Source organism: Streptomyces sp. NPDC048516 (genome assembly GCF_043199875.1).
GTDB lineage: Bacteria > Actinomycetota > Actinomycetes > Streptomycetales > Streptomycetaceae > Streptomyces.
In genome coordinates, this window is record NZ_JBICWS010000003.1 from 1 (window position 1) to 24,351 (window position 24,351).

Below are 24,351 nucleotides of genomic sequence, written 5' to 3' on the forward strand. Positions count from 1 at the left end.
GATCCCACTCCGCATTCGTCAGATCCCCACGGCCCATACAGCCAGCCTGACGCCAACACTCCACCCGCGTCAGGAGATCCGAGAAACAGTGCCTAGGGCCTGTGGGGAAAGTCCCGCCGCCTGCCTTGCCTTTCCCGGTCGAGCGTACGGATCTTCGCATCAGACGCCAGGCATACCGGGCAACCAGGCGGGGCCGGTCAGGTTGTGGTCGGCAGCGCGTTGTTCAGGAGGATCTCCGCCGCTGCCCGTGCGTGCCGGCCGTAGTTCGCCTCGTCCAGCACCATGGCGCGGCTGGCGGCGCCGTCCGCGAGGGTCACGAGCTGCCCGGCGAGGACGGAGGGCTCGCGGCAGCCCAGTTCCGCTATCAGGTCGGCCACCAGCCGCACCATCAGCAGTTTCCGTTCGCGGGCGTAGGAGTGGACCGCGTTCTGCGGGTCGGGGAATTCCACGGCGGCGTCGATGAACGGGCATCCACGCACGGGATCCGTGCCGGCCGGGGGCGGGTCGAACAGTGCGAGGATTCGCTCCCTGGCGGGGATGTCCTCGCGCGCCAGCACGCCCTCCAGGGTGCGCCCTGTCGAGGAGAGGTCCTTGAGGTGGGCAAGGACCAGCTCACAGCGCAAGATCCACTTTCACGACAGGCCCTGGTACTCCACCGGTGTTTGCCGTGACGGTTGGAGTACTAGGACCTGTCGTCCTGGCCGCCCATCCCGAGGAAGTGCAGCACCGCCAGCACCCGCCGGTGATCGGCGTCCGCCCTGGGAAGGTCCAGTTTGGCGAGGATGTTGTTGATGTGCTTGGCGACCGCGCTCTCGCTCACCACGAGCTGGGCGGCGATGCCCGCGTTGGAGCGGCCCTCGGCCATCAGGGCGAGCACGTCCCGTTCGCGGTCCGTCAGCCGCTCCAGCGGATCGCTGGAGCGCCGCACCAGCAGCTGGGCGACGACCTGCGGGTCCAGCGCCGTCCCGCCGGCCGCCACCCTCCGCAGCGCCTCGATGAACTCCTCGACATCCGCGACCCGTTGTTTGAGCAGATAGCCGACACCGCTGGTGTTCGTCGCGAGCAGATCGGCCGCGTAGCGCTCCTCGACGTACTGGGAGAGGATCAACACAGCCGTGCTCGGATATTTCTGACGTATCGACAGTGCGGCACGTACGCCCTCGTCGGTGAAGCCGGGCGGCATCCGGACGTCCACCACCGCGAGACCGGGACGGTGTTCCTCGACCGCCGCCAGCAGCTCCTGCGCGTCGCCCGCCTCGGCCACCACCTCGAACCCGGCCATCTCCACCACCTTGACCAGCCCGATCCGCAGCAGCACGGAATCCTCGGCGATCACGGCACGCCTCACATCGGGCACGGCACGCCTCACATCGGGCACGGCAGCTCCACGTTCATCATGGTCGGGCCCCCCACGGGGCTGCTCATCCGGAAGGTTCCGTCCACGGACCGCACACGCTGGGCGAGCCCCTTCAGACCGCTCCCCTTGGACGGATCGGCGCCACCCACACCGTCGTCGGCGATCACCACCCGCAGTATCTCGCCGAGCCGGGTGACCGTCACGTCCGCCCGGGTCGCCTCCCGTGCGTGCTTGGCGATATTCGTCAGCGCCTCGGAGACCACGAAGTAGGCGACCGCCTCGATGGCCGGTGCCGCACGCTGCGGCAGGCGGGGCGGCAGATCCACCCGCAGCCGGACGGGCAGCGGGGCACGGGCCGCGAGTCCGGACAGCGCGGCGTCCAGCCCCAGCTCGTCCAGAACGGCCGGATGCAGCCCGCGCACCAGGTTGTTGAGCTCCTCGATGGCGTCCTTCGCCTCGCGGTGCGCGACGTCGATGACCTCCCGCGCCTCCGGGGGCAGATCCGTGAGCGTGGCCTTGGCCAGCCCCAGATTCAACGCCAGCGACACCAGCCGCTGCTGCGCGCCGTCGTGCAGATCCCGCTCGATGCGCCGCCGTTCGGCATCCGCGGCGTCCACCGCACCGGCCCGGCTCTCGGTAAGGTCCTCGACCCGTCGCGCCAGCTCGTCGGACCGGCTCACCCCCAGCACGGCCCGCCCCACCAGGATCTCCAGCCGGACGAGTCCGGTGGCCAGTACCGGCACCGCGGCGAGCGCCACCAGCCCCAGCACGGTGAGGTACGAGGCCGTGGTGGTGTAGCCGGGGTGACCGACCCGCCACCGCCACGACACCGCCCAGATCCACACCAGGACCAGCGACGCCGCCAGTGCCGCCAACAGCATTGCCAGCAGCAGGAATTCCAGTACGCCGAGCAGCGGACCGATCAGCAAGTTGTAGCCGAACTGCCGCTTGGCCTCCTTGAACCGCAGCCGCGGCAGCTCCACCCCGCACAGCGCCCGGAACCGCCAGCGCTGCGGCTCGGTCAGCCCCCAGCCCGCGACGGCCACCAGGGGAAGCGTGAGCCCCAGCATCACCGGCGTCTCGGGGTCCGGGTCGAGCGCGGTGCAGAGCGACAGCACCACCACCCAGACGTGCAGCGCCAGCGGAAGGAGATGCAGTGTCATTCCGGCGGCTATGAAGGCGATGTCACGACGCATACGGACGAGAGCCCGGCGCAGCCGGGGCGGGACGGTCATGATCCAACCGTATGGGGCGGGTTCACCCGGCGGCCATGACGGCAGCATCCGCAGCGAGGGTGCAGCTGGTGCCACCCCAAGTCGGACAGCGACGTTACTGACGGTGGCCTGCGAAAACCGGAGTGTTGATCCCGAGCCCGACGGCCGGGTTCGCGACTTCGAAAGAGACCCTTTCCATGACTCTTACCGCCTTCAACGTCCCCTCCGGGAGCGGCAGTTGCCCTGTCACCGGCAGCGCCCGCGGCCCCGTACGGCTCACCGCGGCGCGCCGCCTGCAGGGCAGGATCCTGAGTGGCGCCGGGCTCGCGCTCCTCCCCTGGCTCGGCTACCTCGCCGGCACCCTCCCGCCCGCCGAGGCCGCCGCCTGGGTCGTCCTGGACACCCTGGAGGCCGCCGCCCTCCTCGCCGCCGGCACCCGGCTGCTGCGCGGCGACTCCCGCCACCGCGCCCCCGCGGCCGCCGCGGCGGTCCTGCTCCTCGCCGACGCCTGCCTCGACCTGGCCACCGCCGCCCCCGGCGCAGAGCTGGCCACCGCCCTCGCCATGGCCGTCGGAGCGGAATTACCCCTGGCGGGCCTGTGCGCCCGGCTCGCCTCATGGCGGACGCGAGACGCCTGAGGGATGGTCTTGGGCAAAAACGCCGGCACCCCGCACAAAAGCGCCGGCCCGGCCCGGAAAATCCGAGCCCGACCGGCGCCTGAGGTCACGAGCGAGGGCCGCAGCCCCGCGAGAAACGGCCGCCCCGCGAGAGGCGGCCCGCCCCGCGAAGGACTAGCAGCCGAGCAGCCGCGCGCCCAGGTAGGCCTGGATCTGGTCCAGGCTGACCCGCTCCTGCTTCATGGTGTCGCGCTCGCGCACGGTCACCGCGTTGTCGTCGAGGGTGTCGAAGTCGACCGTGACGCAGAACGGCGTGCCGATCTCGTCCTGGCGGCGGTAGCGGCGGCCGATCGCGCCCGCGTCGTCGAACTCGATGTTCCAGTTCTTGCGCAGGTCCGTGGCCAGCCCCTTCGCCTTCGGCGACAGCTGCGGGTTACGGGACAGCGGCAGCACCGCGACCTTGACCGGCGCCAGGCGCGGGTCGAGCTGCATGACGGTGCGCTTCTCCATCTTGCCCTTGGCGTTGGGCGCCTCGTCCTCGATGTACGCGTCGAGCATGAAGGCGAGCATCGCGCGGTTCACACCGGCGGCCGGCTCGATGACGTACGGAGTCCAGCGCTCGCCGGCCTCCTGGTCGAAGTAGGAGAGGTCCTGGCCGGACGCCTTGGCGTGCGCGGACAGGTCGTAGTCGGTGCGGTTGGCCACACCCTCCAGCTCGGAGAACTCGGTGCCGCCGAAGTTGAAGCGGTACTCGATGTCGGCGGTGCGCTTGGAGTAGTGCGAAAGCTTCTCGGCCGGGTGCTCGAACCAGCGGATGTTCTCCTCGCGGATGCCGAGGTCGCGGTACCAGTTCCACCGCTCGGCCATCCAGTACTCCTGCCACTTCTCGTCCTCGCCCGGCTTGACGAAGAACTCCATCTCCATCTGCTCGAACTCACGGGTCCGGAAGATGAAGTTGCCGGGCGTGATCTCGTTGCGGAAGGACTTGCCCATCTGCGCGATGCCGAACGGCGGCTTCTTGCGCGACGTCTGCTGCACCTGGGCGAAGTTGGTGAAGATGCCCTGCGCGGTCTCGGGGCGCAGGTAGGCGACCGAGGCGGTGTCCTGCGAGGGGCCGAGGTGGGTGGAGAGCAGGCCGGAGAACTGCTTGGGCTCGGTGAAGCCGCCCTTGTTGCCGCAGTGCGGGCAGTTGATGTCCGCCATGCCGTTCTCGGGGAGCCGGCCGTGCTTGGCCTCGTACGCCTCTTCCAGGTGGTCGGCGCGGAAGCGCTTGTGGCAGGAGGTGCACTCGGTGAGCGGGTCGGTGAAGGTGGCGACGTGGCCGGACGCCTGCCAGACCTCGGGGGCCAGGATCACCGACGAGTCGAGGCCGACGACGTCTTCGCGGGAGGTGACCATGGCGCGCCACCACTGACGCTTGATGTTCTCCTTGAGCTCGACGCCCAGCGGACCGTAGTCCCAGGCAGCGCGGGAGCCGCCGTAGATCTCACTGCAGGGGTAGACGAAGCCACGGCGCTTGCTCAGGCTGACGATGGTATCGATCTTGTCGGCGGCCACGGTGCTCTCTTCATTACGACGACGAACGATGGACGGGCGGCGCCCGAACGTCTCGCTGGGGGGGGTGCAGGCCGGGAGACGGGTGGGCGAATAGTTCAGGGTACCGGCGGCCGCACCCTCTGGATCAAATCGGTTCCGGCCCCGTTGTCGCCCCGCTCACACCCACCCACCTGTTGTTGACAATCGTTTCCAACTTTGTTGAAAATGAGTGTCATGAACATACGCCGTCACATATCCACCGCGACCCTCGCCGGAGTCTCGGTGCTCGGCCTGCTGGCCCTCTCCGCCTGCTCCCCCGCCGGCGGGGCCCGCACCGAGGACGGCAGGCTGCGGGTGACAGCGTCCTTCTACCCCATGGAATTCCTCGCCCGGCAGATCGGCGGGAAGCACGTCGAGGTGACCGACCTCACCAAGCCGGGCACCGAGCCGCACGACCTGGAGCTCACCCCGAGGCAGACCGGCCGGCTCGGCGACTCCGGCGCGATCGTCTACCTCAAGGGCCTGCAGCCCGCCGTGGACGACGCCGTCGCGCAGTCCGGCAACAAGCACGTCGCCGACGCCGCCGCGCTGACCTCCCTCGAAAAGCACGGCACCGAGGTCGACGGTCACCACCACACCACCGGCGACAACCACTCGCACTCCGAGGCCGAGGGCGGCAACGACCCGCACATCTGGCTCGACCCCGTGAAGTACGCCGAGGTCGCCAAGGGCGTGAACAAGACCCTCGCCAAGGCCGACCCGGACCACCGGGCCGCCTACCAGAAGAACACCGATGCCCTGGTGAAGAAGCTGGACGGGCTGGACAAGGACTTCCGGGACGGACTGAAGAAGCGGTCCTCGGACACCTTCCTCACCACCCACGCGGCCTTCGGCTACCTCGCCGAGCGCTACGGCCTGACCGAGGAGGCCATCAGCGGCCTCGACCCCGAGTCCGAGCCCAGCGCCCACCGCATCAAGGATCTGCACACCCTCGCCGCGGAGCACCACGTCTCGACCGTCTTCTTCGAGACGATCGCCAACCCGGCCACCGCCAAGGCCCTGGCCGGTGACCTGCACCTGAAGACGGATGTCCTCGACCCGCTCGAAGGGATCAACGACAAGTCCCGCGGCAGGGACTACTTCGGGGTGCAGCGCGCCAACCTCGCCGCGCTCCAGAAGGCGCTCGGCAGCAAGTGACGGAGACCGGACAAGTGACAAAGACCGGACACCCGACGGACGCCCGCAAGTGACGGACACCGCACCACACGTGACGGAGGTCACCATGAACCAGTCGCCCGGCCAGCCGGTCATCGACCTGCGCGGGGCCACCGCCTCCCTGGGCGCCCGCCCCGTCCTGCGCGGCGTCGACCTGACGGTGCGCACCGGGGAGGTCGTCGCGCTCCTCGGCGCCAACGGCTCCGGCAAGTCCACCGCCGTCCGCTCGGTGATCGGCCAGGTCCCGCTCACCGGCGGCGAGCTGGCCCTCTTCGGCACGCCGTTCCGGCGGTTTCGGGACTGGGCCCGGATCGGGTACGTACCGCAGCGCACCACCGCGGCCGGCGGCGTCCCCGCCACCGTTCGCGAGGTCGTCACGGCCGGCCGGCTCGCCCGTACGAAGCTGGGGATCCTGCGCAAGGCCGACCGCGCCGCGGTGCACCACGCCCTGGAACTGGTCGGCATGGCGGACCGGGCCAAGGACTCCGTCAACGCGCTCTCCGGCGGACAGCACCAGCGGGTGCTGATCGCCCGCGCGCTGGCCGGCGAACCGGACCTGCTGATCATGGACGAGCCGATGGCCGGCGTCGACCTGGCCAGCCAGGAAGTGCTCGCCTCCGCACTGCGCGAACAGGTCGGCCGCGGCACCACCGTCCTGCTCGTGCTGCACGAGCTGGGCCCGCTGGAGCCGCTGATCGACCGCGCGGTGGTGCTGCGGGACGGCTGCGTGGTCCACGACGGCCCGCCGCCCGAGGCCGTGGGCCAGCATGCGCTGCCCGGCCATGATCATGTCCACCCGCACGCCGATGCGGCCGCGGAACCGATCCGGACGGGGCTGCTGAGCTGATGCCGCGATCTTCCGGGGACACTCCCCGCACCCCCAGCCGACACCCGAGCGCCAGCTCCCTTTCGCGAGGACGACCGACATGGAAATCCTGAGCTACGCCTTCATGCAGCGGGCCCTGATCGCCGCCCTGATCGTCGGCGTCACCGCCCCCGCCATCGGCATCTACCTCGTCCAGCGCCGCCAGGCCCTGATGGGCGACGGTATCGGCCATGTCGCCCTCACCGGCGTCGGCCTCGGCTTCCTGCTCAACACCAGCCCGGTGTGGGTCGCCACCGCCGTGGCCATCGCCGGCTCCGTCGTCATGGAGCTGATCCGCTGGTACGGCAAGACCCGCGGTGACCTGGCGCTGGCCATGCTGTTCTACGGCGGTATGGCGGGCGGCGTGATGCTGATGAACCTCTCCGACGCCGGCTCCAACGCCAACCTCGGCACCTACCTCTTCGGCTCGATCACCACCGTCTCGCCCCAGGACATGACGACGATCTACGTCCTGGCCGCCCTGGTGCTGGCGATCACGATCGGCCTGCGCCGCCAGCTGTTCGCCGTCTGCCAGGACGAGGAATTCGCCCGGGTGACGGGCCTGCCGGTGCGGCTGCTCAATCTGCTGGTCGCCATCACCGCCGCGGTCACGGTCACCGTCGCCATGCGGGTCGTCGGGCTGCTGCTGGTCAGCGCCCTGATGGTGATCCCGGTCGCGGCCGCCCAGCAGATCAGCCGCAGCTTCGCCCTCACCTTCGCGGTGGCCGTCGCGATCGGTGTCGCGGTCACCCTTACGGGCACCGCCACCTCGTTCTACGTGGACGTGCCCTCCGGCGCCACGATCGTGCTGTTCGCCATCGGACTGTTCGTGCTCTTCACGGCGCTCGCCGCGCCGCTCGCGAAAAAGCGCGCCAGGGCTGCCGCGGAGGGCTCCGAGGGGTGCACCCTGGAGGTACCCGGCGGCCGCGCCGCCATGGACGATGTCAGCGTGGCCGGATGAGCGCGGGCAGGCAGGTGCCGGCAGGTAGCGTGAGCACAAAGACGTACGCGTAAGCGTCCCCCCGGTGGTCCGGTCATCACCTGGCACAATGGCGGGACGCACGTGCAGGGGGAAGTCCTGACGTCCTAGGGAGGCAACGGTGGCGACGAGCGCGGGATCTCCGGTACGCGGCCGGTCGACGCGGCAGCGGACCGCGGTGTCGGCCGCACTCGACGAGGTCGACGAGTTCCGCAGCGCGCAGGAGCTGCACGACATGCTCAAGCACAAGGGCGACTCGGTCGGGCTGACCACCGTTTACCGGACGCTGCAGTCCCTCGCCGATGCCGGTGAGGTCGACGTACTGCGCACCAGCGAGGGCGAGGCCGTCTACCGCCGGTGCAGCACCGACGATCACCATCACCATCTGGTGTGCCGGGCCTGCGGCAAGGCCGTCGAGGTCGAGGGCCCCGCGGTGGAGAAGTGGGCCGACCAGATCGCCGCGGAGCACGGCTTCCGGGACGTGGCGCACACCATCGAGATCTTCGGGACCTGCGGGGAGTGCGCGGCACGGTCCGCGGCGGAGCAGAAGTAGCGGCGCGGAAGCAGCGATCGCCGTAGCCGCGGGGCAAGAACAGCATCGCCGTAGCCGCGGGGCAAGGACAGCATCGCCGTAGCCGCGGGGCAAGGACAGCAGCGAGCGCGCGAGCGGGCCGCCTCCACACGGAGGCGGCCCTTCCGTCTGTCCGGACCGCCGAACGCGCCAGGGGACACCTGTCAGGTACACGCCGCTGCTAGCCTTACGCGGCATCAGCGTGGAGCTACACGCGTACACGGGGGTAGAACATGGACGTTCTCGGGGAACTCCGGGACGACGGCACCGAGCCGGCCGGCGACGCGGTCGCGACCGGCAAGGACGTCATGACGACGCCGGCCGAGATCGCGCACCTCGCGGCGACCCGCTCTCCACGCTGAGCACGTCGGCCACCCGCCTGCCGCCTGCCGCCTGCCGCCGGTCGCGTGTCGCCTGTCGCAGCCCTGCTGACGAAGCATCCGCTTCGCTGGACGAGAGAGAACTCCTGCATGTTCACCCGCCGCCTGCTCGCCGCAGCCGCTGTCGCTGCGGCACTGGCCACACTGACCTCCTGCAAGGGCGAGGACGCGGACGCTTCCCGGGAAGCAACCGCCTCGGCCGCCTCAGCGGCCCCGGACGCCTCATCCCCGGCGGCCGCGCCATCCGGCTCACCGGCTCCCTCCGCCCCGGCGTCAGCCCCGGCCTCGCCGGTGAAGGACCTGCCGGTCGACCCGGAGCCGTCCTCCGGCTGCACCCCCGGCACGGTGGCCAAGGGGCACCGGATGGTGCAGGTCATGAGCGCGCCGTCGCAGGGCGCGCTGTCCGTCCGGGCCGCGGAGTTCGCCTGCGATCCCAACGGCGGAGGCTATGCGGGGACGGGGAAGGCCGCCCGACGGCCGCTGGCCCCGGGCGCCACGGCCGAGCTGAGCACCGGCGCGACCGGCCACCGCACGGTGCCCCTCGCCACGCTCACCCGGCACCTCACCGCCTGCCTGAAGCACGACCAGGTCAAGCCGCCGCTCGCCTGCTCGGGAGACATCTACGAGATCACCGTGAACGGCTCCGGCGCCGTCTCGCACCTCCGCGAGATCTGGCACTCCTGACGGCACACGGCACACGGCGCAGAGGGGCCAGGGGCCGGCGGCGTTCGCCCGAACAGCGCCGGCCCCTGGCCCGCCCCCTTGGCACACCCCTGGGCGCCTTACCTCGCGGACCGGTCCTCCGCCTCCGGCGCAGCCCCGAACCTGCGGTCCCGCTTCGCGTACTCCAGGCACGCCTGCCACAGATTCCGGCGGTCGAAATCCGGCCACAGAATGTCCTGGAAAACCATCTCGGCATAGGCGCTCTGCCAGATCAGGTAGTTCGAGGTCCGCTGCTCACCGGACGGCCGCACGAAGAGATCCACATCCGGCATGTCCGGGTAGTACATGTACTTCGCGATGGTCTTCTCGTTCACCTTCGACGGGTCCAGCTTTCCGGCCCGCACATCCGCCGCGATGGCCGCCGCCGCATCCGCGATCTCGGCCCGCCCGCCGTAATTCACGCAGAAATACAGCGTCATGGCGTCATTGTCCTTGGTCTGCTCCTGGGCGATCTGGAGTTCCTGCACCACGGACTTCCACAGCTTCGGCATCCGGCCGACCCACCGGATGCGAATACCCAGCGCGTCCATTTCGTCCCGGCGCCGCCGGATCACATCGCGGTTGAAGTTCATCAGGAAGCGGACCTCGTCGGGCGACCGCTTCCAGTTCTCCGTCGAGAAGGCGTACAGCGAAAGATTCTTCACGCCCATTTCGATGCAGCCCTTGAGGACGTCCAGGACGACGCCCTCGCCGACCTTGTGCCCCTCGGTCCGCGGCAGCCCGCGCTCCTTGGCCCACCGGCCGTTGCCGTCCATGACGACCGCCACATGGTTCGGTACGAGCTCACCGGGGATCTTCGGCGGCCGCGCACCGGAAGGGTGCGGCTCGGGCGTCACGTACTCACGTCGATTACGGCCCAGAATCCCGCGTCGTGCCATGCGGCCCACGTCTCCTATGTGTCTTGAGGGCGTTTGTGTCTTGAGGGCGTTGTGCCTTGAGGAGCGTATGTGTCTTTGGGGTGGTGTTCGCTATTTCTCTACGTACCGGAGGGAACGCAGGCCCCGCTCCAGATGCCAGTGCAGATACGCCGTGACCAGGCCGCTGCCCTCCCGGGCATGACGGGCCTCGCAGGCGTCCGCGGTCTCCCAGTCGCCGGTCAGCAGCGCGCTCAGGAGGCCGATGGCCTCAGAGGAGGGTACGACGCTCCCCGGCACCCGGCAGTCGCCGCAGGTCACACCACCCGCCCCCACGGAGAAGAACCGGTTGGGACCGGGCAGCCCGCACCGTGCGCAGCTGTCGAAACTCGGCGCATAGCCGTTGACGGCGAGCGAGCGCAGCAGAAAGGCGTCCAGCACCAGATGCGGCTCGTGTTCGCCGTTGGCCAGCGTCCGCAGCCCCCCGACCAGCAGCAGGTACTGCTGTACGGCGGGCTCGCCCTCGTGGTCGGTGAACCGCTCGGCGGTTTCCAGCATGGCCGTGCCGGCCGTGTAGCGGGCGTAGTCCGTGACGATCCCGCCGCCGTACGCCGCGATCGTCTCGCTCTGCGTGCACAGCGGCAGCCCGCGCCCGATCAGCTCGCTGCCGCGCGCATAGAACTGCACATCGACGTGCGAGAACGGCTCCAGCCGCGCCCCGAACTTCGACTTCGTCCGCCGCACCCCACGCGCCACCGCACGGACCCGGCCGTGACCCCGGGTGAGCAGCGTGATGATCCGGTCCGCCTCACCCAGCTTCTGGGTGCGCAGCACGATGCCGTCGTCGCGGAACAGACTCATGGCGCCATTCTCGCGCATGGGCGGGGGCGGGCGTCTCTCAGGCCCGTTCACCCCGGCTGCGGGCATTGGCGTACGCGGTCGCGACGCTCAGCCGCTCGGCAACGGTGTCCTGCGGGTGCGGTGCGGGCTCGGCGAGCTCCGGCGGGGACCCGTCCAGCGCGCGGGTCAGCCGCCGGGCGACGTCCATCGTGCAGCGCCCCAGCTCCACGAGCGGCGGCAGATACCGGTGCTCGTACGAGACGGGGTCGGGGCGCAGGGAAGGCAGCACGACGCCGACGCGGGCGAGGGCTTCCCGCAGATCCGTCGTCACGGTTTCCACTTCCTTGGGCTGGCTCATGAGCGTCCGCACTTTCCGTGAGGGGTTTCACTGTTCGCATTCAGAGCGTGACGGTGCGGAACTAGGCTGGGCAAGGAGGTCGGCAATACAACTGCCGGGAAGAGAACGGGAGTCAGCGATGGCCCAAGCTTCACGACAGGCAGCATGGGAATTCTGGGGCGCGGAACTCAAGCGCCGCCGGGAGGAGGCGCACTTAACCCAGGAGGCCCTGGGGCGGATGGTCTTCGTCTCCGGCGGCTACATCAGCCAGTTCGAGCAGGCGTTTCGGAAGCCGCAGTTGGATGTGGCGGTGAGGATCGACGAGGTTCTACAAACCGATGGCTTTTTCGAGCGGACCTGGCGAAAGCTGATCGATGACCAGCGGTACCCGGACTACTTCGCGGCAGCGGCGGAGCTGGAGCGGCAGGCGACGAGGATTTCCGACTGTGAGGCGCTGATTGTGCCGGGGCTCCTGCAAACTGCGGCGTACACACAGGCGCTCCTGCTCGCGGGAAACCCACTCGCCCCGGACGAGTACATCGAGGACAAGGTCCGCGCTCGCCTGGACCGGGCCGTCATCCTCAAGGAAGGAACGCGGCCGACGTATTGGGCCGTAGTCCATGAAGGGCTCCTCCGGGTGCCGGTAGGCGGTCCGGCCGTCATGGCGGAGCAGGTGGAGCACATTGCCCAGCTCGCCCGTGAGCGGAAGATCCTGGTGCAGGTCGTCCCGTTCGCGGCAGGCGCGTACCCCGTCATGGGCAAGATGCTGACGCTGATGGAGTTCGACGACGCCCCGCCAACCGTCTATACGGAAGGCGTGTATTCGGGGAATCTGCTGGACAATCCGGCCGTAGTGAAGCGCGTACAGGAGGGCTACGATCTGCTCAGGGCCGCCGCGCTGTCGCCGGAGGCGTCCCGGGCCCTGATCGAGTCGGCGGCGGAGGACTTCAGACGATGCGTGAGTACGACCTGAGCGCCGCCCGCTGGCGTAAGAGCAGCTACAGCGACCAGAACGGCGGCAGTTGCCTTGAAGTCTCCGACAACCACCCCGGCGTAGTCCCCGTCCGCGACAGCAAGGTCCCCCACGGCCCGGTGCTCACCGTCCCGGCCACCCGCTGGACCACGTTCGTCGACGCCGTCAAAGACGGTAAATTCGCAGCCGCCTGACCGTCTTTCACCAGGCGTACACACCAGCCACACAAAGGCCCCGCCATCCCACTGGATGACGGGGCCACATCACGTTATGGTCCGGGGCATCGCGGGCGGAAGGCGACCTTCCGCACTTCTCAGTCCCCCAAGGGAAGTGGCCCTCACGGCACGTCAACAGCCCGGTAGCATCCCGTGATGATCGGCAGCACGACGCCGTGATGGCCGGCCGACCCAGTCAGTACCCCAATTGAGGATCTCGATGACATCCATACCGGAGGCGCTGTTGTGGTGCCTCAGCGCAGGTACGGCCGCCGCCGTGGTCCTGGCGGCGCTCTCGATCCGCGCGCGCGGGCAGCGCGCCGGTCTGAGAACGCGCCTGTCCGCCGCTGAGGAACAGAACAGCGCCACGCTCCACAGCAATACGGAGCTGTCGGCCCGGCTGCGCGCCACCGAGGCCGAGATCCGGCACCTGGCCGGTACCCGGCTCCCCGACCTGACGCTGGCGCTGGCCCACCCGCATGTGCCCGTACCGGGGCTGATGGACGCCCGGTTCGCCGGGACGGAGACCGACCAGGCGCTGAGCGCCGTACTGGAGCAGGTCAGCGACGCGATCACCAAGGAACGGGCGCGCGTCGACGCCGCCGCCCAGTCCACCCTGCGCGGCGCGACCACCACCATCCAGGCGCTGCTCTACCAGCTCCAGTCGGCGCTGCAGGAGATGCAGCACCGCTACGACGACCCGAACGTCGCCCAGGACCTGCTGAACGCCGACTTCCTCAACGAGCAGGCGCTGCGGCGCATCCAGGCCACCGGTGTCGTCTGCGGCGCCTGGCCGGGCCTGACCCGCGAGGACTCCTACCTCGCCGAGCTGGTCGTCGGTGCCACCTCCCGGCTGCGCGGCTACGAACGGGTGCAGGTCAGCAACCAGTTGCGCGACCCGGTCGCCGTGGTGGCGCGGGCCGTGGAGCCGGTCGCGATCGTGGTCACCGAGCTGCTGGCGAACGCGCTGCACCACTCGCACCGTGAACTTCCGGTCACCATCACCCTCCAGCAGGGCAACCGCGGTGCGTCGGTGATCGTCGACGACTACGGCGTCGGGATGCACGACGACGAGATCAAGGCCGCGATGGAGCTGCTGTCAGGTGACGAGGACCTGCTGCTCACCCAGCTCGGCGACCCGCCGCGGTCCGGGTTCGCGGCGGCCGGGCAACTGGTGCGCCAGTACGGCTTCGGGGTGCATGTCGAGCCGTCGCCGTACGGCGGTGTGCGGGCGGTCGTGTACATCCCGGGTGACCCCCTCCTCACCGTCCTCGACGAGAGCGCCCAGCCGATGTCCGTGATGGCTCCTCCGCCGCACCGTTCCGGGGTGCCGGATCGTTCCTCCTCCGCACTGCCCACGGGTTCCGCGACGCCGCCCCCGGCCGCCGCACCCGCCGCGCAGCCCGCGCCCGCCGCGCAGCCCGCCCCCTCCTACGAGGCACCCGCCCAGCAGGCCGACGGGGAACTCCCGCGCCGACGCCGCCGTAAGCCCGTGTCCGAACTCGACGAGAGTGCCCCGCGCACCGAGTCGTCTCCCCCGCGCTCCCCGGAAGAGACCGGATCCCGCTGGGCCGCACTCCAGCGTGGTACCGAAACCGGCCGGGCAGCCGCCCAGTCAGAACCCCCTCGCAGTCCCGAAGGGAACGCTCAGTCATGAACAGCCCCACCCGCCGCCGCGTCGCCGAGGACAAGTCCTGGGTGCTGGCGCCCCTCATGGAGTTGCCGCATGTTATTCACGCAGCCGTGATCTCCGGTGACGGTTTCATCGAGGGCGCCTCGCCGGGCCTCAAGCGTGACTCCGGCGAGGGTGTCGCCGCGATGATGTCCGCGCTCCAGGGCGCGGGCCGTGCCGTGACCGCGGCGTTCGCCGAGAAGGACGACACCCGGCTGCGGCAGACGGTCATCGAGTCCGACGAGGGCTTCGTCTTCGCGATACCCGCCGGCGAGAACACCTGCCTCGCCGTCTTCGCCGGTCCGGAGGTGAACATGGGCGTCGTCGCCCACCACATGCAGATCCAGGTGACGACCCTGGGCAACAAGGTCATGAACAGCCCGGCCCGGGATACGGGTAACCCCGTATGACCCCGCGCCAGAGCAGCGGCAGGCGCCTCGTACCGGCCTATCTGGCCACCGGCGGACGCGCCCGCCCCAGCCGCAACACCCTGGACCGGCTCACCCTGCTGCACAGCGTCGGGATGCCGATCACCAGCGAGGTACGCCCGGAGGAGCACCGCATCCTGGAGCTGCTGCAGCCCGGGGCGCTGTCTCTGGCCGAGGTCGCCGCCCACCTTCACCTGCCGGTGAGCGTGGTGAAGGTGCTGGTGGCCGACCTCGTCGATGCCGGGCGGCTGCACGCCCGTGTCCCCATTCCCGAAGCCGAGCAATTCGACCGACAGATCCTGGAGAGGGTTCTCGATGGACTCCGCTCTCTCAAGTCCTAGCGCCCACGCCGACGCGAGCACCGGCAGCATGTACCTCTCCGGCGAGAACCAGACCCTGGTCAAACTCCTGGTGGCGGGGCCGTTCGGCGTCGGCAAGACCACGCTCATCCGCGCGTTGTCCGAAACCCCGCCGCTGCACACCGAAGAGGTCATGACCCAGACCGGCGCGATCGTCGACGATCTCGCCGGCGTCCGGGAGAAGACCACCACCACCGTCGCCATCGACTTCGGGCGGCTGACGCTGCCCGGGGACCTGGTGCTCTATCTGTTCGGCACCCCCGGGCAGAAACGGTTCCGCCCCCTGTGGCAGGACATCGCCCGCGGCGCGCTGGGCGCCCTCGTCCTCGCCGACACCCGCCGCCTGGCGGACTCCTTCGAGGTCATGGACATCGTCGAGGAGGCCGGGCTGCGCTACGCGGTGGCGGTCAACACCTTCCCCGACGCGCCCCAGTACGACGTCGGAAAACTCCGCGAGGCGCTCGATCTGCACCCCGAGACGCCGCTGGTGCTGTGCGACGCCCGCGACCGGGAGCAGTCCGTCGACGCGCTGATCGCGCTCGTCGGGCACGTCCTGGCCCACACCCCCGAGGAGAACCCGAACCCGTGACTTCCCCGCACCAGCCGGGAGCCGCACCGCCACCGGGCTGCCCGGCGCACGCCGCCGCCCCGTACCAGCAGGCACCGGCCCAGCCCGACGCACAGACGCCGGTGAAGCTCTACGGACCGGACTTCGCCGCCGATCCGCACCGCATCTACGACCGGTTGCGCCAGTTCGGTGCGCTGGCCCCGGTCGAGATCGCGCCGGAGGTGACCGCGATGCTGGTCACCGACTACCGGGCCGCCCTCGATCTGCTGCACGACGACGCCACCTGGTCCAAGGACTCGCGGGAGTGGATGACCACGGTCCCGCCGGACTCGCCGGTCATGCCGATGCTGATGTGGCGCCCCAACATCTTCTACGCCGACGGTCCGGCGCACGTCCGCTACCGGGACGTCGTCGTCGACAGCTTCAAGCTCGTCGAGCCGCACGAGCTGCGTGCCCGCGTCCACCACGCCGCGGACTCCCTGATCCGGCGCTTCGGCGCGCACGGCGAGGTCGATCTGATCGCCGACTATGCGCGGCTGATCCCGCTGCTGATGTTCAACAACCTCTTCGGCATGCCGGATTCGTACAGCGACCGGCTCATCACGGCCATCGGGGGCATGCTGGAAGGCAACTCCCCCGAGGAGGCCGCGGCCGCCAACGAGGCCTACACCAGCTACATCATGGAGCTGGTCGGCTCCAAGAAGGCCGAGCGCGGGCCGGACCTGACCTCCTGGTTCATGGACCACCCGAACGCGCTCAACGACGAGGAACTGATCCACAACATCATCCTCACGATGGGCGCGGGCCACGAACCGCTCGCCAACCTCATCGGCAACGCGCTGTCGCGGATGCTCTCCGACGACCGCTACTACCACACCCTCTCCGGTGGCGCGCTGACCGCGCACGACGCGCTCAACGAGGTGCTGTGGAACGACCCGCCGCTGGCCAACTACTCCGCGCACTTCCCGGTCCGTGACGTCTTCTTCCACGGCACCTGGGTGCGCAAGGGGCAGCTGGTGATGGTGTCGTACGCGGCCGCCAACAGCCAGTTCGACACCACCGGGCAGACGGGTCCCGGCTCGGGCGGCGGCTCGCACCTGTCCTGGGCGGCAGGACCGCATGCCTGCCCCGTGAAGCGGCACGCGCTGCTGATCGCCACCACCGCGATCGAGCGGCTGACCGCCTGGCTCTCGGACATCGAACTCGCCGTGGACGCACGCGAGTTGAAGTGGCGCAACGGTGCGTTCCACCGGGCCCTGGCCGCGCTCCCGGCCCGCTTCACCCCCATCACCCCCGACCAGGCAGGAGCCACTCCATGGCACAACAGGGACAGCAGCCCTACGTCATCGACCCGGTCGGAAGCGACATCCACGGAGAGGCAGCCCGCCTCCGCGCGCTAGGCCCGCTGGCGCGCACCGAGCTCCCCGGCGGCATCGAGGCCTGGTCGGTCACCAGCCACACGCTCCTCAAGCAGCTGCTGACCGACGACCGGGTCTCCAAGAACCCCCGGGAGCACTGGCCGCTGTGGCAGCGCGACGACATCCGCGGCAGCTGGCTGCAGTCGTGGATCGGCGTCACGAACATGTTCACCGCGTACGGAGCCGACCACCGCCGGCTGCGCAAGCTGATCGCCCCGGCGTTCACCGCCCGCCGCACCGACGCCATGCTCCCGCGCGTGGAGGCCGTCACCACGGCCCTCCTGGACGACCTGGCCGCCCACCCCGCGGGCGAACCCGTGGACCTGCGTGCCCGCTTCAACCACCCGCTGCCGATGCAGGTGATCTGCGAGCTGTTCGGGTTCCCCGAGGGCGAGCAGCGCGCCGAACTCGCCCGCCTCGTCTCGGCCATCATGGACACCACGGCCACCCCGGAGCAGGCCGCCGCCACCGGCGCGGCCGTCCATGCGCTGCTGTCAGGGCTGGTCGCCGCCAAGCGCGAGCACCCTGCCGACGACCTGACGAGCCTGCTGGTCTCCGCGCGGGACGACGAGGGCGAGCGGATGACCGAGCAGGAACTGCTCGACACCCTCCTGCTCGTCATCGGCGCCGGCCACGAGACCACCGTCGACCTCCTCGGCAACGCCGTGCACGCCCTGCTGACCCACCCCGAACAGCTCGAGCTGGTGCGCTCGGGCGAAGTGCCCTGGAACGACGTGATCGAGGAGACGCTGCGCTGGGCCCCCAGCATCGCGGCGCTCCCGCTCCGCTTCGCCGTGGCGGACATCGAGATCCCGGGCGGCCCCACCATCCGCAAGGGCGAGGCGATCCTCCCGGCGTACGCGGCGGCGGGCCGTGACCCCGCGTTCCACGGCGGGACGGCCGGCGACTTCGACGTCCGGCGCACCCACCAGGAGCATCTGGCGTTCGGCCACGGCGTCCACCACTGCCTGGGTGCCCCGCTGGCCCGCATGGAGGCGCGGATCGCGCTGCCGGCCCTCTTCGCCCGTTTTCCTGGCCTCCAACTGGCCGTACCGTCCGAGGAGTTGGCGCCGACGGACGGCTTCATCTCGGGCGGTCTGCGCGGCCTTCCGGTGCGTCTGACGCGGGGCTGAACCGCCTGGCCGCTCCCGGTGCCCGACCCCGTCGCCCTGCTGTGGTGACGGGGTCTTTCCGGGTCGGCTCCCCCGCGCGGCCCGGCACGGACCGCACGGACCGCACGGCCTGCGCGGCCCGCACTGGCTGCACTGCCCGCACTGCCTGCGCGGCCCGGCGCCGGTCGGGCAGGTGGCCGGCGTGTCCGGCCGGCCGTGCCGGGCCGGTGCCTCAGGACGGCGTACGCGCCGCCGCCAGCAGCCGGTTGATGTCGGCGGGGCGGAGCGTCAGAGCGCTGCCGACGGTGCTCAGCACCTCGCGCTCCGCGGGCGTGTAGGAGCCGTCCGCGAGAGCGATACGGGCGCCCTGGAGGAGGATCGCCTCCCGGCCGGCGGGGGCGAGGTGCGGGGCGAGCGGTTCCAGCGCCTCGTGGAGCTCTATGGCCAGCGCGGTGCCGCACGGGTCCAGGCCCTGGGGCGCGCAGTGGCCGCCGGTCACCGCGCCGTAGGTGCCGGTGAGCCGGCCGGTGTCGGCGGCGAGGGCGGCGAGCAGGGTCAGCAGTTCGTCCTCGGAGCAGTCCGCGAAGCCGGCCGCACGGACCGTGTCGACGGCGGCGTCACGGACGGCGCGGGAGGACGTGCCGCCGGCGGCGAGCAGCGCGAGGGTGACGGTGTGGACGGCGTCCCTGAGCATCGCGGAGAAGCGGACGGTCGTGGGGTGGTCGAGGGCGTCCGGGCCGAAGTGGCCGTGGCAGGCCGAGCACTCCAGGACCGGGCCGGTGGCGCCGCGGGGCACGAGCGGGACACCGAGGACGGTGAGCCGGCGGCGGCCTGCCCGGCGGAGGTAGTTGCGGTCCCCGCCGCAGTCCGGACAGAAGAACTCGCCATCGGCGACCGTGCGCCAGGACGTGCGCACACCCATCACACACATCTTGTGCCTCACGTCAGCCCTCCGTAACTCCCCCGTAGCCCTCCGGGCACGGGTGGGGGTCCCCAGCGGTACCTGGGGGACTACCCCGTGGCCCTCGCCGTATGGGACGTGATGTTAGCCACATACGTGATGTGGCGTCAGCACCTCGTACCGGACAACTGGCCGGATGACGAAGGCCTCCGCCCCCCGTGCGGGCGGGGCAGAGGCCTGCGGGCGCTGTGAACTGCGTGGCTACGAGGAGGCGGGCGGCGGGTGAGGCGGTTGCGGGCCCCGGTGGCGCCACGGCCAGGGCTTGGCCAAAACGGTGAGGGTGCGGCGGGAGCGCACCGGGTCCCCCGTCACCCCATCGAGGTCATCAGGGCCCGGGCCACCTGGTGCGCCTGGTTGTCCAGGCCGCGGGCGTTGGGGTGGACGAAGGTGCAGGCCTCGCCGGAGCCGGGGATGGTCTTGCACAGCTCCGACGGCGTGTCGGTCTGGTCGCCGTCGCCGGTGAGGTTGTCCCGGACGCCGTACATCCACTTGGCGTCCCCGCTGTGGCACACCCCGTGGTTCACGCTGGGCCCGTAGGTGTCGACGTAGAGCGCGGCGTGCTGGTCGGCGTGCCGGTGGAGCAGCCCGTTCAGACGCTTTTCGATCCCGTCCAGCCAGGGCATGTCGCCCTTCTTGACGCTGCCGAGCTGGTTCCAGTGCAGGAACGAACAGCCGGAGCCGTCCGGGACGATGGCGGGGTAGCCGACGACGGCGACCCTCGCCTGCGGTGCGCGCCGGTGGATCACCGTCATCATGTGCGCGAAGTCGGCGTCGAGCTGTGCGAACCGTTCCTCCAGCCAGCTCGCGCCCGCACCCGTGCCGGTGTAGTGGTTGGTGCAGGGCTTGGTCTGCAGGGGCTTGGTGATGCCCAGTTCGAGGCAGGTGCTCACGATGGACCCGAAGCCGAGGGAGTTGCCGCCGACACCGACGGTGACGTAGTCGGTGGTGGGGGACAGTGCCTCCACCTGCGGGGGCAGATCGGACCAGCCGCCCGGGGGCGGGACCGACGGCGGTCCGTAGATCTTGGCGGCCGGCTGGGGCCCCAGGACTCCGTCGACCACCTCGGCGGCCCCGCAGGTCGCATCCGTCAGGTGGAGCCCGAGCTGACGGGCGGCCTGGTGCGGGTAGTTGCGCGCGGAGCGGCCGCAGCCGTCGTCCTCCTCCCAGGGGCGGACGAACACCCCGGCGCTGTAGGAGTCGCCGAGCGCCACATACTCCGGTCGGTCCGCCGCCCGGGCCGGGGCGCCCGAGGCCGCCGGGGCGAGGGCGGCGGCCACCACGGCCAGCGAGGCGGCCGCCGCCACGAGGAGCCGGGAGAGTGCGGGCATGCCGTGTCTGCTCATCTGCACGTCCTTGGTGTCCGGCGTCGCGGCCTGTCCGGCGAACGCCCGTCACCAAAAGTACCGATGCGCTTACTTTCCGTAACGTGAAGGGGGTTCAAACCCCACCTTCAGGTGGCGGGGTCGCACAACGGCGCCCCCGCCGCTCGGGGAGAGCGACGGGGGCGCGTACGGAACGGTGGTGCGGAACGGTGCGGCTGCCGGGTCAGCGGCCCGCGCGGTTCACGGCGGAGACGACGGCCTTCAGCGAGGCACGCGTGGTGTTCGCGTCGATGCCGATGCCCCACAGCACCTTGTCGCCGATCGCGCACTCGATGTACGAGGCGGCCAGCGCGGAGGCGCCCTCGCTCATGGTGTGCTCCTGGTAGTCCAGCAGCCGCGCGTCGATGTCCAGGCCCTGCAGCGCCTGGAAGAACGCGGAGATCGGGCCGTTGCCGGTGCCGGTCAGTACCGTCTCCGCGCCGTCCACCTCGGCCTCGACGGTGAGGGTGTCGATGCCGTCCTTGTCGGTGGTGGTCTGGCCGTTCTTGACCTGGATACGGCCCCACGGGTTGTGCGGGTTGGGCAGGTACTCGTCCTGGAAGGCGGACCAGATGGCGGTGGGCGTGATCTCGCCGCCCTCGGTGTCGGTCTTCTCCTGGATGATCCGGGAGAACTCGATCTGCATCCGGCGCGGCAGGTCCAGGTGGTGGTCGTTCTTCAGGACGTAGGCGATGCCGCCCTTGCCGGACTGCGAGTTGACGCGGATGACCGCCTCGTAGGAGCGGCCGACGTCCTTGGGGTCGATGGGCAGGTACGGGACCGCCCACTCGATGTCGTCCACGGTCTTGCCGGCGGCGGTGGCCTCGGCCTCCATGGCGTCGAAGCCCTTCTTGATGGCGTCCTGGTGGGAGCCGGAGAAGGCGGTGTAGACCAGATCGCCCGCGTAGGGGTGGCGCGGGTGGATCTCCATCTGGTTGCAGTACTCGCTGGTGCGACGGATCTCGTCGATCTGCGAGAAGTCGATCTGCGGGTCGACGCCCTGGGAGAACAGGTTCATGCCCAGCGTCACCAGGTCGACGTTGCCGGTGCGCTCGCCCTGGCCGAACAGGCAGCCCTCGATACGGTCGGCGCCCGCCATGACCGCCAGCTCGGCGGCGGCGACGGCGGTGCCCCGGTCGTTGTGCGGGTGCACGGACAGGCAGACGTGCTCGCGCCGGGACAGGTGGCGCGACATCCACTCGAAGCGGTCGGCGTGGGTGGACGGCGTCGAACGCTCCACGGTGGCGGGCAGGTTCAGGATGATCTCGCGGCCCTCCTCGGGCTGCCAGACGTCCATCACCGCCTCGCAGACCTCCAGCGCGAAGTCCAGCTCGGTGTCGGTGAAGATCTCCGGGCTGTACTGGTAGCCGAAGATCGTCTCGTCCCCGAGGATCTTGTCGGCGTACTCCATGACCAGCCGGGTGCCGTCCACGGCGATCTGCTTGACCTGCTCCTTCGAGCCGCGGAAGACGACCCGGCGGAAGACCGGGGCGGTGGCGTTGTACAGGTGCACGGTGGCCCGGTGGGCGCCGCGCAGCGACTCCACGGTGCGCTCGATCAGCTCTTCGCGGGCCTGCGTCAGGACGGAGATCGTCACGTCCTCGGGGATCGCGCCCTCTTCGATGATGGAGCGGACGAAGGCGAAGTCGGTCTCACCGGAGGACGGGAAGCCGACCTCGATCTCCTTGTAGCCCATGCGTACCAGCAGGTCGAACATCTCGCGCTTGCGGGCCGGCGACATCGGGTCGATCAGCGCCTGGTTGCCGTCGCGCAGGTCGGTCGAGAGCCAGCGGGGCGCGGCGGTGATGCGGTTGTCGGGCCAGGTGCGGTCGGGGATGTCGACGGCTTCGTAGCGGCCGTACTTGTGGACCGGCATGCCCGAGGGCCGCTGCAGCTGCGTCGCGCTGGTGACCGGGGTGGGCCGGCCGACGGGATGGCCTGCGGGGCTCGACGGATTCGTCATGGTGCGTGGGGCTCCTCGTGTGTCCGCTGGGGTCCCCCTGCTCCTGGGGAGTCAGGGAGGGCCGACGGGGCGAAAAGATCGCAACACCGAACTCCGCGGGGAGGGGGTCGGCCTACGACTACAGGCCCTCACCGCGGCAGCTAAGGAGAAGCAGCCCGAAACGCATGATGCACAGCACCTTAGCCGAGGTCGGCCCTGGAGGGCGGTCGCGTATCAGTATGCGGGACCGGGCGGACTTTGTTCCCCAAATGCGACCAACCACACTTTTTCGGGAATTTCGGCCGCAGGCAGTGACAGTTGCGTTACACAGTGCCACCGTTTGTGCATGGACCTCAACGACGCGCAGCCAGATCCCGCCACCGGCCACATGCCCGTCTTCTGCACGATCATCCCGCCGCACATCCTCGACAACCTGGCACAGTCCGACGACCCGGAGCGGCACGAGCCGGCCCGCCGCACCCTGGAGCACGACCACGTACGGCGCACCGAACGCCGTGAGCTCGCCGCCCGCGGCGGACTGACCCCGGGAGAGCCCGGCGCCGCCCCCGACAAGCCGAACCGCACCGTCTACGACGCCCGGCACAAGGAGAACCTGCCCGGTCACAAGGTGCACGCGGAGGCGGACGGCCCCGTCAAGGACGCCTCCGTCAACCGCGCCCACGCCGGCCTCGGCGCCACCTTCGAGCTCTACCTCAAGATCTACGGCCGGAAGTCCATCGACGGCGCCGGCCTGCCGCTCAACGCGACCGTCCACTATGGCCGGAAGTACGACAACGCCTTCTGGGACGGCGAGCGGATGGTCTTCGGCGACGGCGACAACGACCTGTTCAAGGACTTCACCATCCCCGTCGACGTCATCGGCCACGAGCTCACCCACGGCGTCACCCAGTACACCGCCAACCTCACCTACGAGGGCCAGCCCGGCGCCCTCAACGAGTCCGTCTCCGACGTCTTCGGCGTGCTGATCAAGCAGTACGCCCTCGGCCAGACCGCCGACCAGGCCGACTGGCTGATCGGCGCCGACCTCCTCGGCCCGAACGTCACCGGCAAGGCGCTGCGCTCCATGAAGGCCCCGGGCACCGCGTACGACGACGACGTCCTGGGCAAGGACCCGCAGCCCGCCACGATGAAGGGCTATGTCCGCACCACCGACGACAACGGCGGCGTCCACATCAACTCCGGTATCCCCAACCACGCCTTCTACCTGGCCGCCACCGCCCTCGGCGGCAAGGCCTGGGAGCGGGCGGGGCAGGTCTGGTACGACGTCCTGACCGGCGGCAAGCTCTCCACGGACGCGCAGTTCGCCGACTTCGCGGCCCTGACCATCAAGGCCGCCCAGGCCCGCTTCGGGGCCGGCGACGAGCACGAGGCCGTGGTCAAGGCCTGGACACAGGTCGGTGTGACCCCGAAGTAGCGGCGCCACGAGGTCCGCGGGGCGGGCGGCGCCGGCAGGCGCGCCCGCCCCGCGCACGGTTAGCGTGGCCGTACGGGGTAGAAGTCCGTCGGAGGACGTCGGAGGAGTCGTTATGCGCATTCACGTACATCGCACCGGCGGTTTTGCGGGCGTCGACCGCCGCGCCGAGGTCGACACCTCGGACCGCCCGGACGCCGAGGACTGGCAGGCACTGGCCAAGGACGCCGTCGCCACCGCCCGCACCGAGCCCCCCGTCGGAGTGCCGGACGGCTTCAGCTACCAGATCACGGTCGACGGCCGGACGGTCTACTGCTCCGATCCCCGCCTCACGGACGAGCAGCGCAAGCTGATCACCAAGGTGATGAAGGAAGGGGCGTAGGGCCCGGACGCCGCCACGCCCCCGGCCCCCGCCGCGGCCG

General features: G+C 70.3%; 27 protein-coding genes. 17 read left to right on the forward strand and 10 right to left on the reverse strand.

Annotated elements, in window-relative coordinates:
• Positions 1-197: 197 nt before the first annotated feature.
• Genes ACGFR7_RS07275 through ACGFR7_RS07285 form a run of 3 tightly spaced genes read right to left on the reverse strand, consistent with a single transcriptional unit; the run spans position 198 to position 2,592 of the window.
• Positions 198-623, reverse strand: coding sequence for a hypothetical protein (locus tag ACGFR7_RS07275; RefSeq protein WP_393314267.1), 426 nt, complete (start codon positions 621-623; stop codon positions 198-200).
• A gap of 59 nt (positions 624-682) precedes the next feature.
• Positions 683-1,336, reverse strand: a complete 654-nt coding sequence (locus tag ACGFR7_RS07280; protein WP_393315327.1) for a response regulator — start codon at positions 1,334-1,336, stop codon at positions 683-685.
• A 29-nt stretch (positions 1,337-1,365) separates the two neighbouring features.
• Positions 1,366-2,592, reverse strand: coding sequence for a sensor histidine kinase (locus ACGFR7_RS07285; RefSeq protein WP_393314270.1), 1,227 nt, complete (start codon positions 2,590-2,592; stop codon positions 1,366-1,368).
• 176 nt (positions 2,593-2,768) lie between these two features.
• On the opposite strand from ACGFR7_RS07285, the gene ACGFR7_RS07290 reads away from it, so the two are divergent.
• On the forward strand, positions 2,769-3,209 hold the full coding sequence (locus ACGFR7_RS07290; RefSeq protein WP_393314273.1) for a hypothetical protein: 441 nt from the start codon (positions 2,769-2,771) through the stop codon (positions 3,207-3,209).
• Between the two features lie 153 nt (positions 3,210-3,362).
• On the opposite strand, the gene ACGFR7_RS07295 is transcribed toward ACGFR7_RS07290, so the two are convergent.
• Positions 3,363-4,745, reverse strand: coding sequence for a glycine--tRNA ligase (locus ACGFR7_RS07295; protein ID WP_393314276.1), 1,383 nt, complete (start codon positions 4,743-4,745; stop codon positions 3,363-3,365).
• A gap of 213 nt (positions 4,746-4,958) precedes the next feature.
• Between ACGFR7_RS07295 and ACGFR7_RS07300 the strand changes: the two genes are divergently transcribed.
• The 6 genes from ACGFR7_RS07300 to ACGFR7_RS07325 all read left to right on the forward strand — a co-directional run bounded on the left by ACGFR7_RS07300 (position 4,959) and on the right by ACGFR7_RS07325 (position 9,418).
• Complete coding sequence (locus ACGFR7_RS07300) at positions 4,959-5,921, forward strand: metal ABC transporter substrate-binding protein (protein ID WP_393314279.1); 963 nt, start codon at positions 4,959-4,961, stop codon at positions 5,919-5,921.
• 85 nt (positions 5,922-6,006) lie between these two features.
• Positions 6,007-6,786, forward strand: coding sequence for a metal ABC transporter ATP-binding protein (locus tag ACGFR7_RS07305; RefSeq protein ID WP_393314282.1), 780 nt, complete (start codon positions 6,007-6,009; stop codon positions 6,784-6,786).
• A gap of 79 nt (positions 6,787-6,865) precedes the next feature.
• Entirely contained in the window at positions 6,866-7,765 is a 900-nt protein-coding gene (locus ACGFR7_RS07310; RefSeq protein ID WP_393314285.1) for a metal ABC transporter permease, read from the forward strand.
• Positions 7,766-7,904: 139 nt separating this feature from the next.
• Entirely contained in the window at positions 7,905-8,336 is a 432-nt protein-coding gene (locus ACGFR7_RS07315) for a transcriptional repressor (protein WP_328386914.1), read from the forward strand.
• A gap of 251 nt (positions 8,337-8,587) precedes the next feature.
• Entirely contained in the window at positions 8,588-8,716 is a 129-nt protein-coding gene (locus ACGFR7_RS07320; RefSeq protein WP_393314289.1) for a hypothetical protein, read from the forward strand.
• A gap of 108 nt (positions 8,717-8,824) precedes the next feature.
• Entirely contained in the window at positions 8,825-9,418 is a 594-nt protein-coding gene (locus ACGFR7_RS07325) for a hypothetical protein (RefSeq protein ID WP_393314292.1), read from the forward strand.
• A gap of 98 nt (positions 9,419-9,516) precedes the next feature.
• Here ACGFR7_RS07325 and ACGFR7_RS07330 read toward each other — a convergent pair whose 3' ends face one another.
• From ACGFR7_RS07330 to ACGFR7_RS07340, 3 genes are all read right to left on the reverse strand, one after another.
• Positions 9,517-10,335 (reverse strand): isoprenyl transferase, encoded by an 819-nt coding sequence (locus ACGFR7_RS07330; RefSeq protein ID WP_393314295.1) that lies wholly within the window; start codon positions 10,333-10,335, stop codon positions 9,517-9,519.
• Between the two features lie 90 nt (positions 10,336-10,425).
• The gene (recO, locus tag ACGFR7_RS07335; protein ID WP_350250842.1) at positions 10,426-11,172 is read right to left on the reverse strand and encodes a DNA repair protein RecO; all 747 of its coding nucleotides are present in this window, start codon (positions 11,170-11,172) and stop codon (positions 10,426-10,428) included.
• 37 nt (positions 11,173-11,209) lie between these two features.
• Positions 11,210-11,509: a hypothetical protein gene (locus ACGFR7_RS07340; RefSeq protein ID WP_393314298.1), complete on the reverse strand. Its 300-nt coding sequence runs from the start codon at positions 11,507-11,509 to the stop codon at positions 11,210-11,212.
• 118 nt (positions 11,510-11,627) lie between these two features.
• On the opposite strand from ACGFR7_RS07340, the gene ACGFR7_RS07345 reads away from it, so the two are divergent.
• The 8 genes from ACGFR7_RS07345 to ACGFR7_RS07380 all read left to right on the forward strand — a co-directional run bounded on the left by ACGFR7_RS07345 (position 11,628) and on the right by ACGFR7_RS07380 (position 18,254).
• Positions 11,628-12,461, forward strand: a complete 834-nt coding sequence (locus ACGFR7_RS07345) for a helix-turn-helix domain-containing protein (protein ID WP_393314301.1) — start codon at positions 11,628-11,630, stop codon at positions 12,459-12,461.
• The gene (locus ACGFR7_RS07350; protein WP_393314303.1) at positions 12,443-12,655 is read left to right on the forward strand and encodes a DUF397 domain-containing protein; all 213 of its coding nucleotides are present in this window, start codon (positions 12,443-12,445) and stop codon (positions 12,653-12,655) included. The genes ACGFR7_RS07345 and ACGFR7_RS07350 overlap by 19 nt, the downstream gene beginning before the upstream one ends.
• A gap of 241 nt (positions 12,656-12,896) precedes the next feature.
• Complete coding sequence (locus ACGFR7_RS07355; RefSeq protein ID WP_393314306.1) at positions 12,897-14,333, forward strand: ATP-binding protein; 1,437 nt, start codon at positions 12,897-12,899, stop codon at positions 14,331-14,333.
• A complete protein-coding gene (locus ACGFR7_RS07360; RefSeq protein ID WP_328386909.1) occupies positions 14,330-14,758 on the forward strand; it encodes a roadblock/LC7 domain-containing protein in 429 nt (142 codons plus the stop codon). Before ACGFR7_RS07355 ends, ACGFR7_RS07360 begins: the two co-directional genes overlap by 4 nt.
• The gene (locus ACGFR7_RS07365) at positions 14,755-15,117 is read left to right on the forward strand and encodes a DUF742 domain-containing protein (protein WP_030413708.1); all 363 of its coding nucleotides are present in this window, start codon (positions 14,755-14,757) and stop codon (positions 15,115-15,117) included. Before ACGFR7_RS07360 ends, ACGFR7_RS07365 begins: the two co-directional genes overlap by 4 nt.
• 28 nt (positions 15,118-15,145) lie before the next feature.
• Positions 15,146-15,724 (forward strand): ATP/GTP-binding protein, encoded by a 579-nt coding sequence (locus ACGFR7_RS07370; protein ID WP_393315330.1) that lies wholly within the window; start codon positions 15,146-15,148, stop codon positions 15,722-15,724.
• Entirely contained in the window at positions 15,721-17,103 is a 1,383-nt protein-coding gene (locus ACGFR7_RS07375; RefSeq protein WP_393314310.1) for a cytochrome P450, read from the forward strand. Before ACGFR7_RS07370 ends, ACGFR7_RS07375 begins: the two co-directional genes overlap by 4 nt.
• A complete protein-coding gene (locus ACGFR7_RS07380; protein WP_393314313.1) occupies positions 17,019-18,254 on the forward strand; it encodes a cytochrome P450 in 1,236 nt (411 codons plus the stop codon). The genes ACGFR7_RS07375 and ACGFR7_RS07380 overlap by 85 nt, the downstream gene beginning before the upstream one ends.
• 211 nt (positions 18,255-18,465) lie before the next feature.
• On the opposite strand, the gene ACGFR7_RS07385 is transcribed toward ACGFR7_RS07380, so the two are convergent.
• From ACGFR7_RS07385 to leuA, 3 genes are all read right to left on the reverse strand, one after another.
• Positions 18,466-19,164 (reverse strand): TerB family tellurite resistance protein, encoded by a 699-nt coding sequence (locus tag ACGFR7_RS07385; protein WP_393315333.1) that lies wholly within the window; start codon positions 19,162-19,164, stop codon positions 18,466-18,468.
• 338 nt (positions 19,165-19,502) lie between these two features.
• Entirely contained in the window at positions 19,503-20,537 is a 1,035-nt protein-coding gene (locus ACGFR7_RS07390; RefSeq protein ID WP_393314316.1) for an SGNH/GDSL hydrolase family protein, read from the reverse strand.
• A gap of 202 nt (positions 20,538-20,739) precedes the next feature.
• A complete protein-coding gene (gene leuA / locus ACGFR7_RS07395; RefSeq protein WP_393314319.1) occupies positions 20,740-22,518 on the reverse strand; it encodes a 2-isopropylmalate synthase in 1,779 nt (592 codons plus the stop codon).
• A gap of 325 nt (positions 22,519-22,843) precedes the next feature.
• On the opposite strand from leuA, the gene ACGFR7_RS07400 reads away from it, so the two are divergent.
• On the forward strand, positions 22,844-23,932 hold the full coding sequence (locus tag ACGFR7_RS07400) for a M4 family metallopeptidase (protein ID WP_393314322.1): 1,089 nt from the start codon (positions 22,844-22,846) through the stop codon (positions 23,930-23,932).
• Between the two features lie 112 nt (positions 23,933-24,044).
• Positions 24,045-24,311, forward strand: coding sequence for a protealysin inhibitor emfourin (locus tag ACGFR7_RS07405; RefSeq protein WP_392376940.1), 267 nt, complete (start codon positions 24,045-24,047; stop codon positions 24,309-24,311).
• The last annotated feature ends 40 nt before the right edge of the window (positions 24,312-24,351 follow it).

Coding starts and splice junctions, on each gene's coding strand:
- ACGFR7_RS07285 (WP_393314270.1), bottom strand. CDS start 2,592: ATGACCGTCCCGCCCCGGCTGCGCCGGGCTCTCGTCCGTATGCGTCGT.
- ACGFR7_RS07290 (WP_393314273.1), top strand. CDS start 2,769: ATGACTCTTACCGCCTTCAACGTCCCCTCCGGGAGCGGCAGTTGCCCT.
- ACGFR7_RS07300 (WP_393314279.1), top strand. CDS start 4,959: ATGAACATACGCCGTCACATATCCACCGCGACCCTCGCCGGAGTCTCG.
- ACGFR7_RS07305 (WP_393314282.1), top strand. CDS start 6,007: ATGAACCAGTCGCCCGGCCAGCCGGTCATCGACCTGCGCGGGGCCACC.
- ACGFR7_RS07310 (WP_393314285.1), top strand. CDS start 6,866: ATGGAAATCCTGAGCTACGCCTTCATGCAGCGGGCCCTGATCGCCGCC.
- ACGFR7_RS07320 (WP_393314289.1), top strand. CDS start 8,588: ATGGACGTTCTCGGGGAACTCCGGGACGACGGCACCGAGCCGGCCGGC.
- ACGFR7_RS07325 (WP_393314292.1), top strand. CDS start 8,825: ATGTTCACCCGCCGCCTGCTCGCCGCAGCCGCTGTCGCTGCGGCACTG.
- ACGFR7_RS07330 (WP_393314295.1), bottom strand. CDS start 10,335: ATGGCACGACGCGGGATTCTGGGCCGTAATCGACGTGAGTACGTGACG.
- recO (WP_350250842.1), bottom strand. CDS start 11,172: ATGAGTCTGTTCCGCGACGACGGCATCGTGCTGCGCACCCAGAAGCTG.
- ACGFR7_RS07340 (WP_393314298.1), bottom strand. CDS start 11,509: ATGAGCCAGCCCAAGGAAGTGGAAACCGTGACGACGGATCTGCGGGAA.
- ACGFR7_RS07345 (WP_393314301.1), top strand. CDS start 11,628: ATGGCCCAAGCTTCACGACAGGCAGCATGGGAATTCTGGGGCGCGGAA.
- ACGFR7_RS07350 (WP_393314303.1), top strand. CDS start 12,443: ATGCGTGAGTACGACCTGAGCGCCGCCCGCTGGCGTAAGAGCAGCTAC.
- ACGFR7_RS07355 (WP_393314306.1), top strand. CDS start 12,897: ATGACATCCATACCGGAGGCGCTGTTGTGGTGCCTCAGCGCAGGTACG.
- ACGFR7_RS07360 (WP_328386909.1), top strand. CDS start 14,330: ATGAACAGCCCCACCCGCCGCCGCGTCGCCGAGGACAAGTCCTGGGTG.
- ACGFR7_RS07365 (WP_030413708.1), top strand. CDS start 14,755: ATGACCCCGCGCCAGAGCAGCGGCAGGCGCCTCGTACCGGCCTATCTG.
- ACGFR7_RS07370 (WP_393315330.1), top strand. CDS start 15,146: ATGTACCTCTCCGGCGAGAACCAGACCCTGGTCAAACTCCTGGTGGCG.
- ACGFR7_RS07380 (WP_393314313.1), top strand. CDS start 17,019: ATGGCACAACAGGGACAGCAGCCCTACGTCATCGACCCGGTCGGAAGC.
- ACGFR7_RS07385 (WP_393315333.1), bottom strand. CDS start 19,164: ATGTGTGTGATGGGTGTGCGCACGTCCTGGCGCACGGTCGCCGATGGC.
- ACGFR7_RS07390 (WP_393314316.1), bottom strand. CDS start 20,537: ATGAGCAGACACGGCATGCCCGCACTCTCCCGGCTCCTCGTGGCGGCG.
- leuA (WP_393314319.1), bottom strand. CDS start 22,518: ATGACGAATCCGTCGAGCCCCGCAGGCCATCCCGTCGGCCGGCCCACC.
- ACGFR7_RS07400 (WP_393314322.1), top strand. CDS start 22,844: ATGGACCTCAACGACGCGCAGCCAGATCCCGCCACCGGCCACATGCCC.
- ACGFR7_RS07405 (WP_392376940.1), top strand. CDS start 24,045: ATGCGCATTCACGTACATCGCACCGGCGGTTTTGCGGGCGTCGACCGC.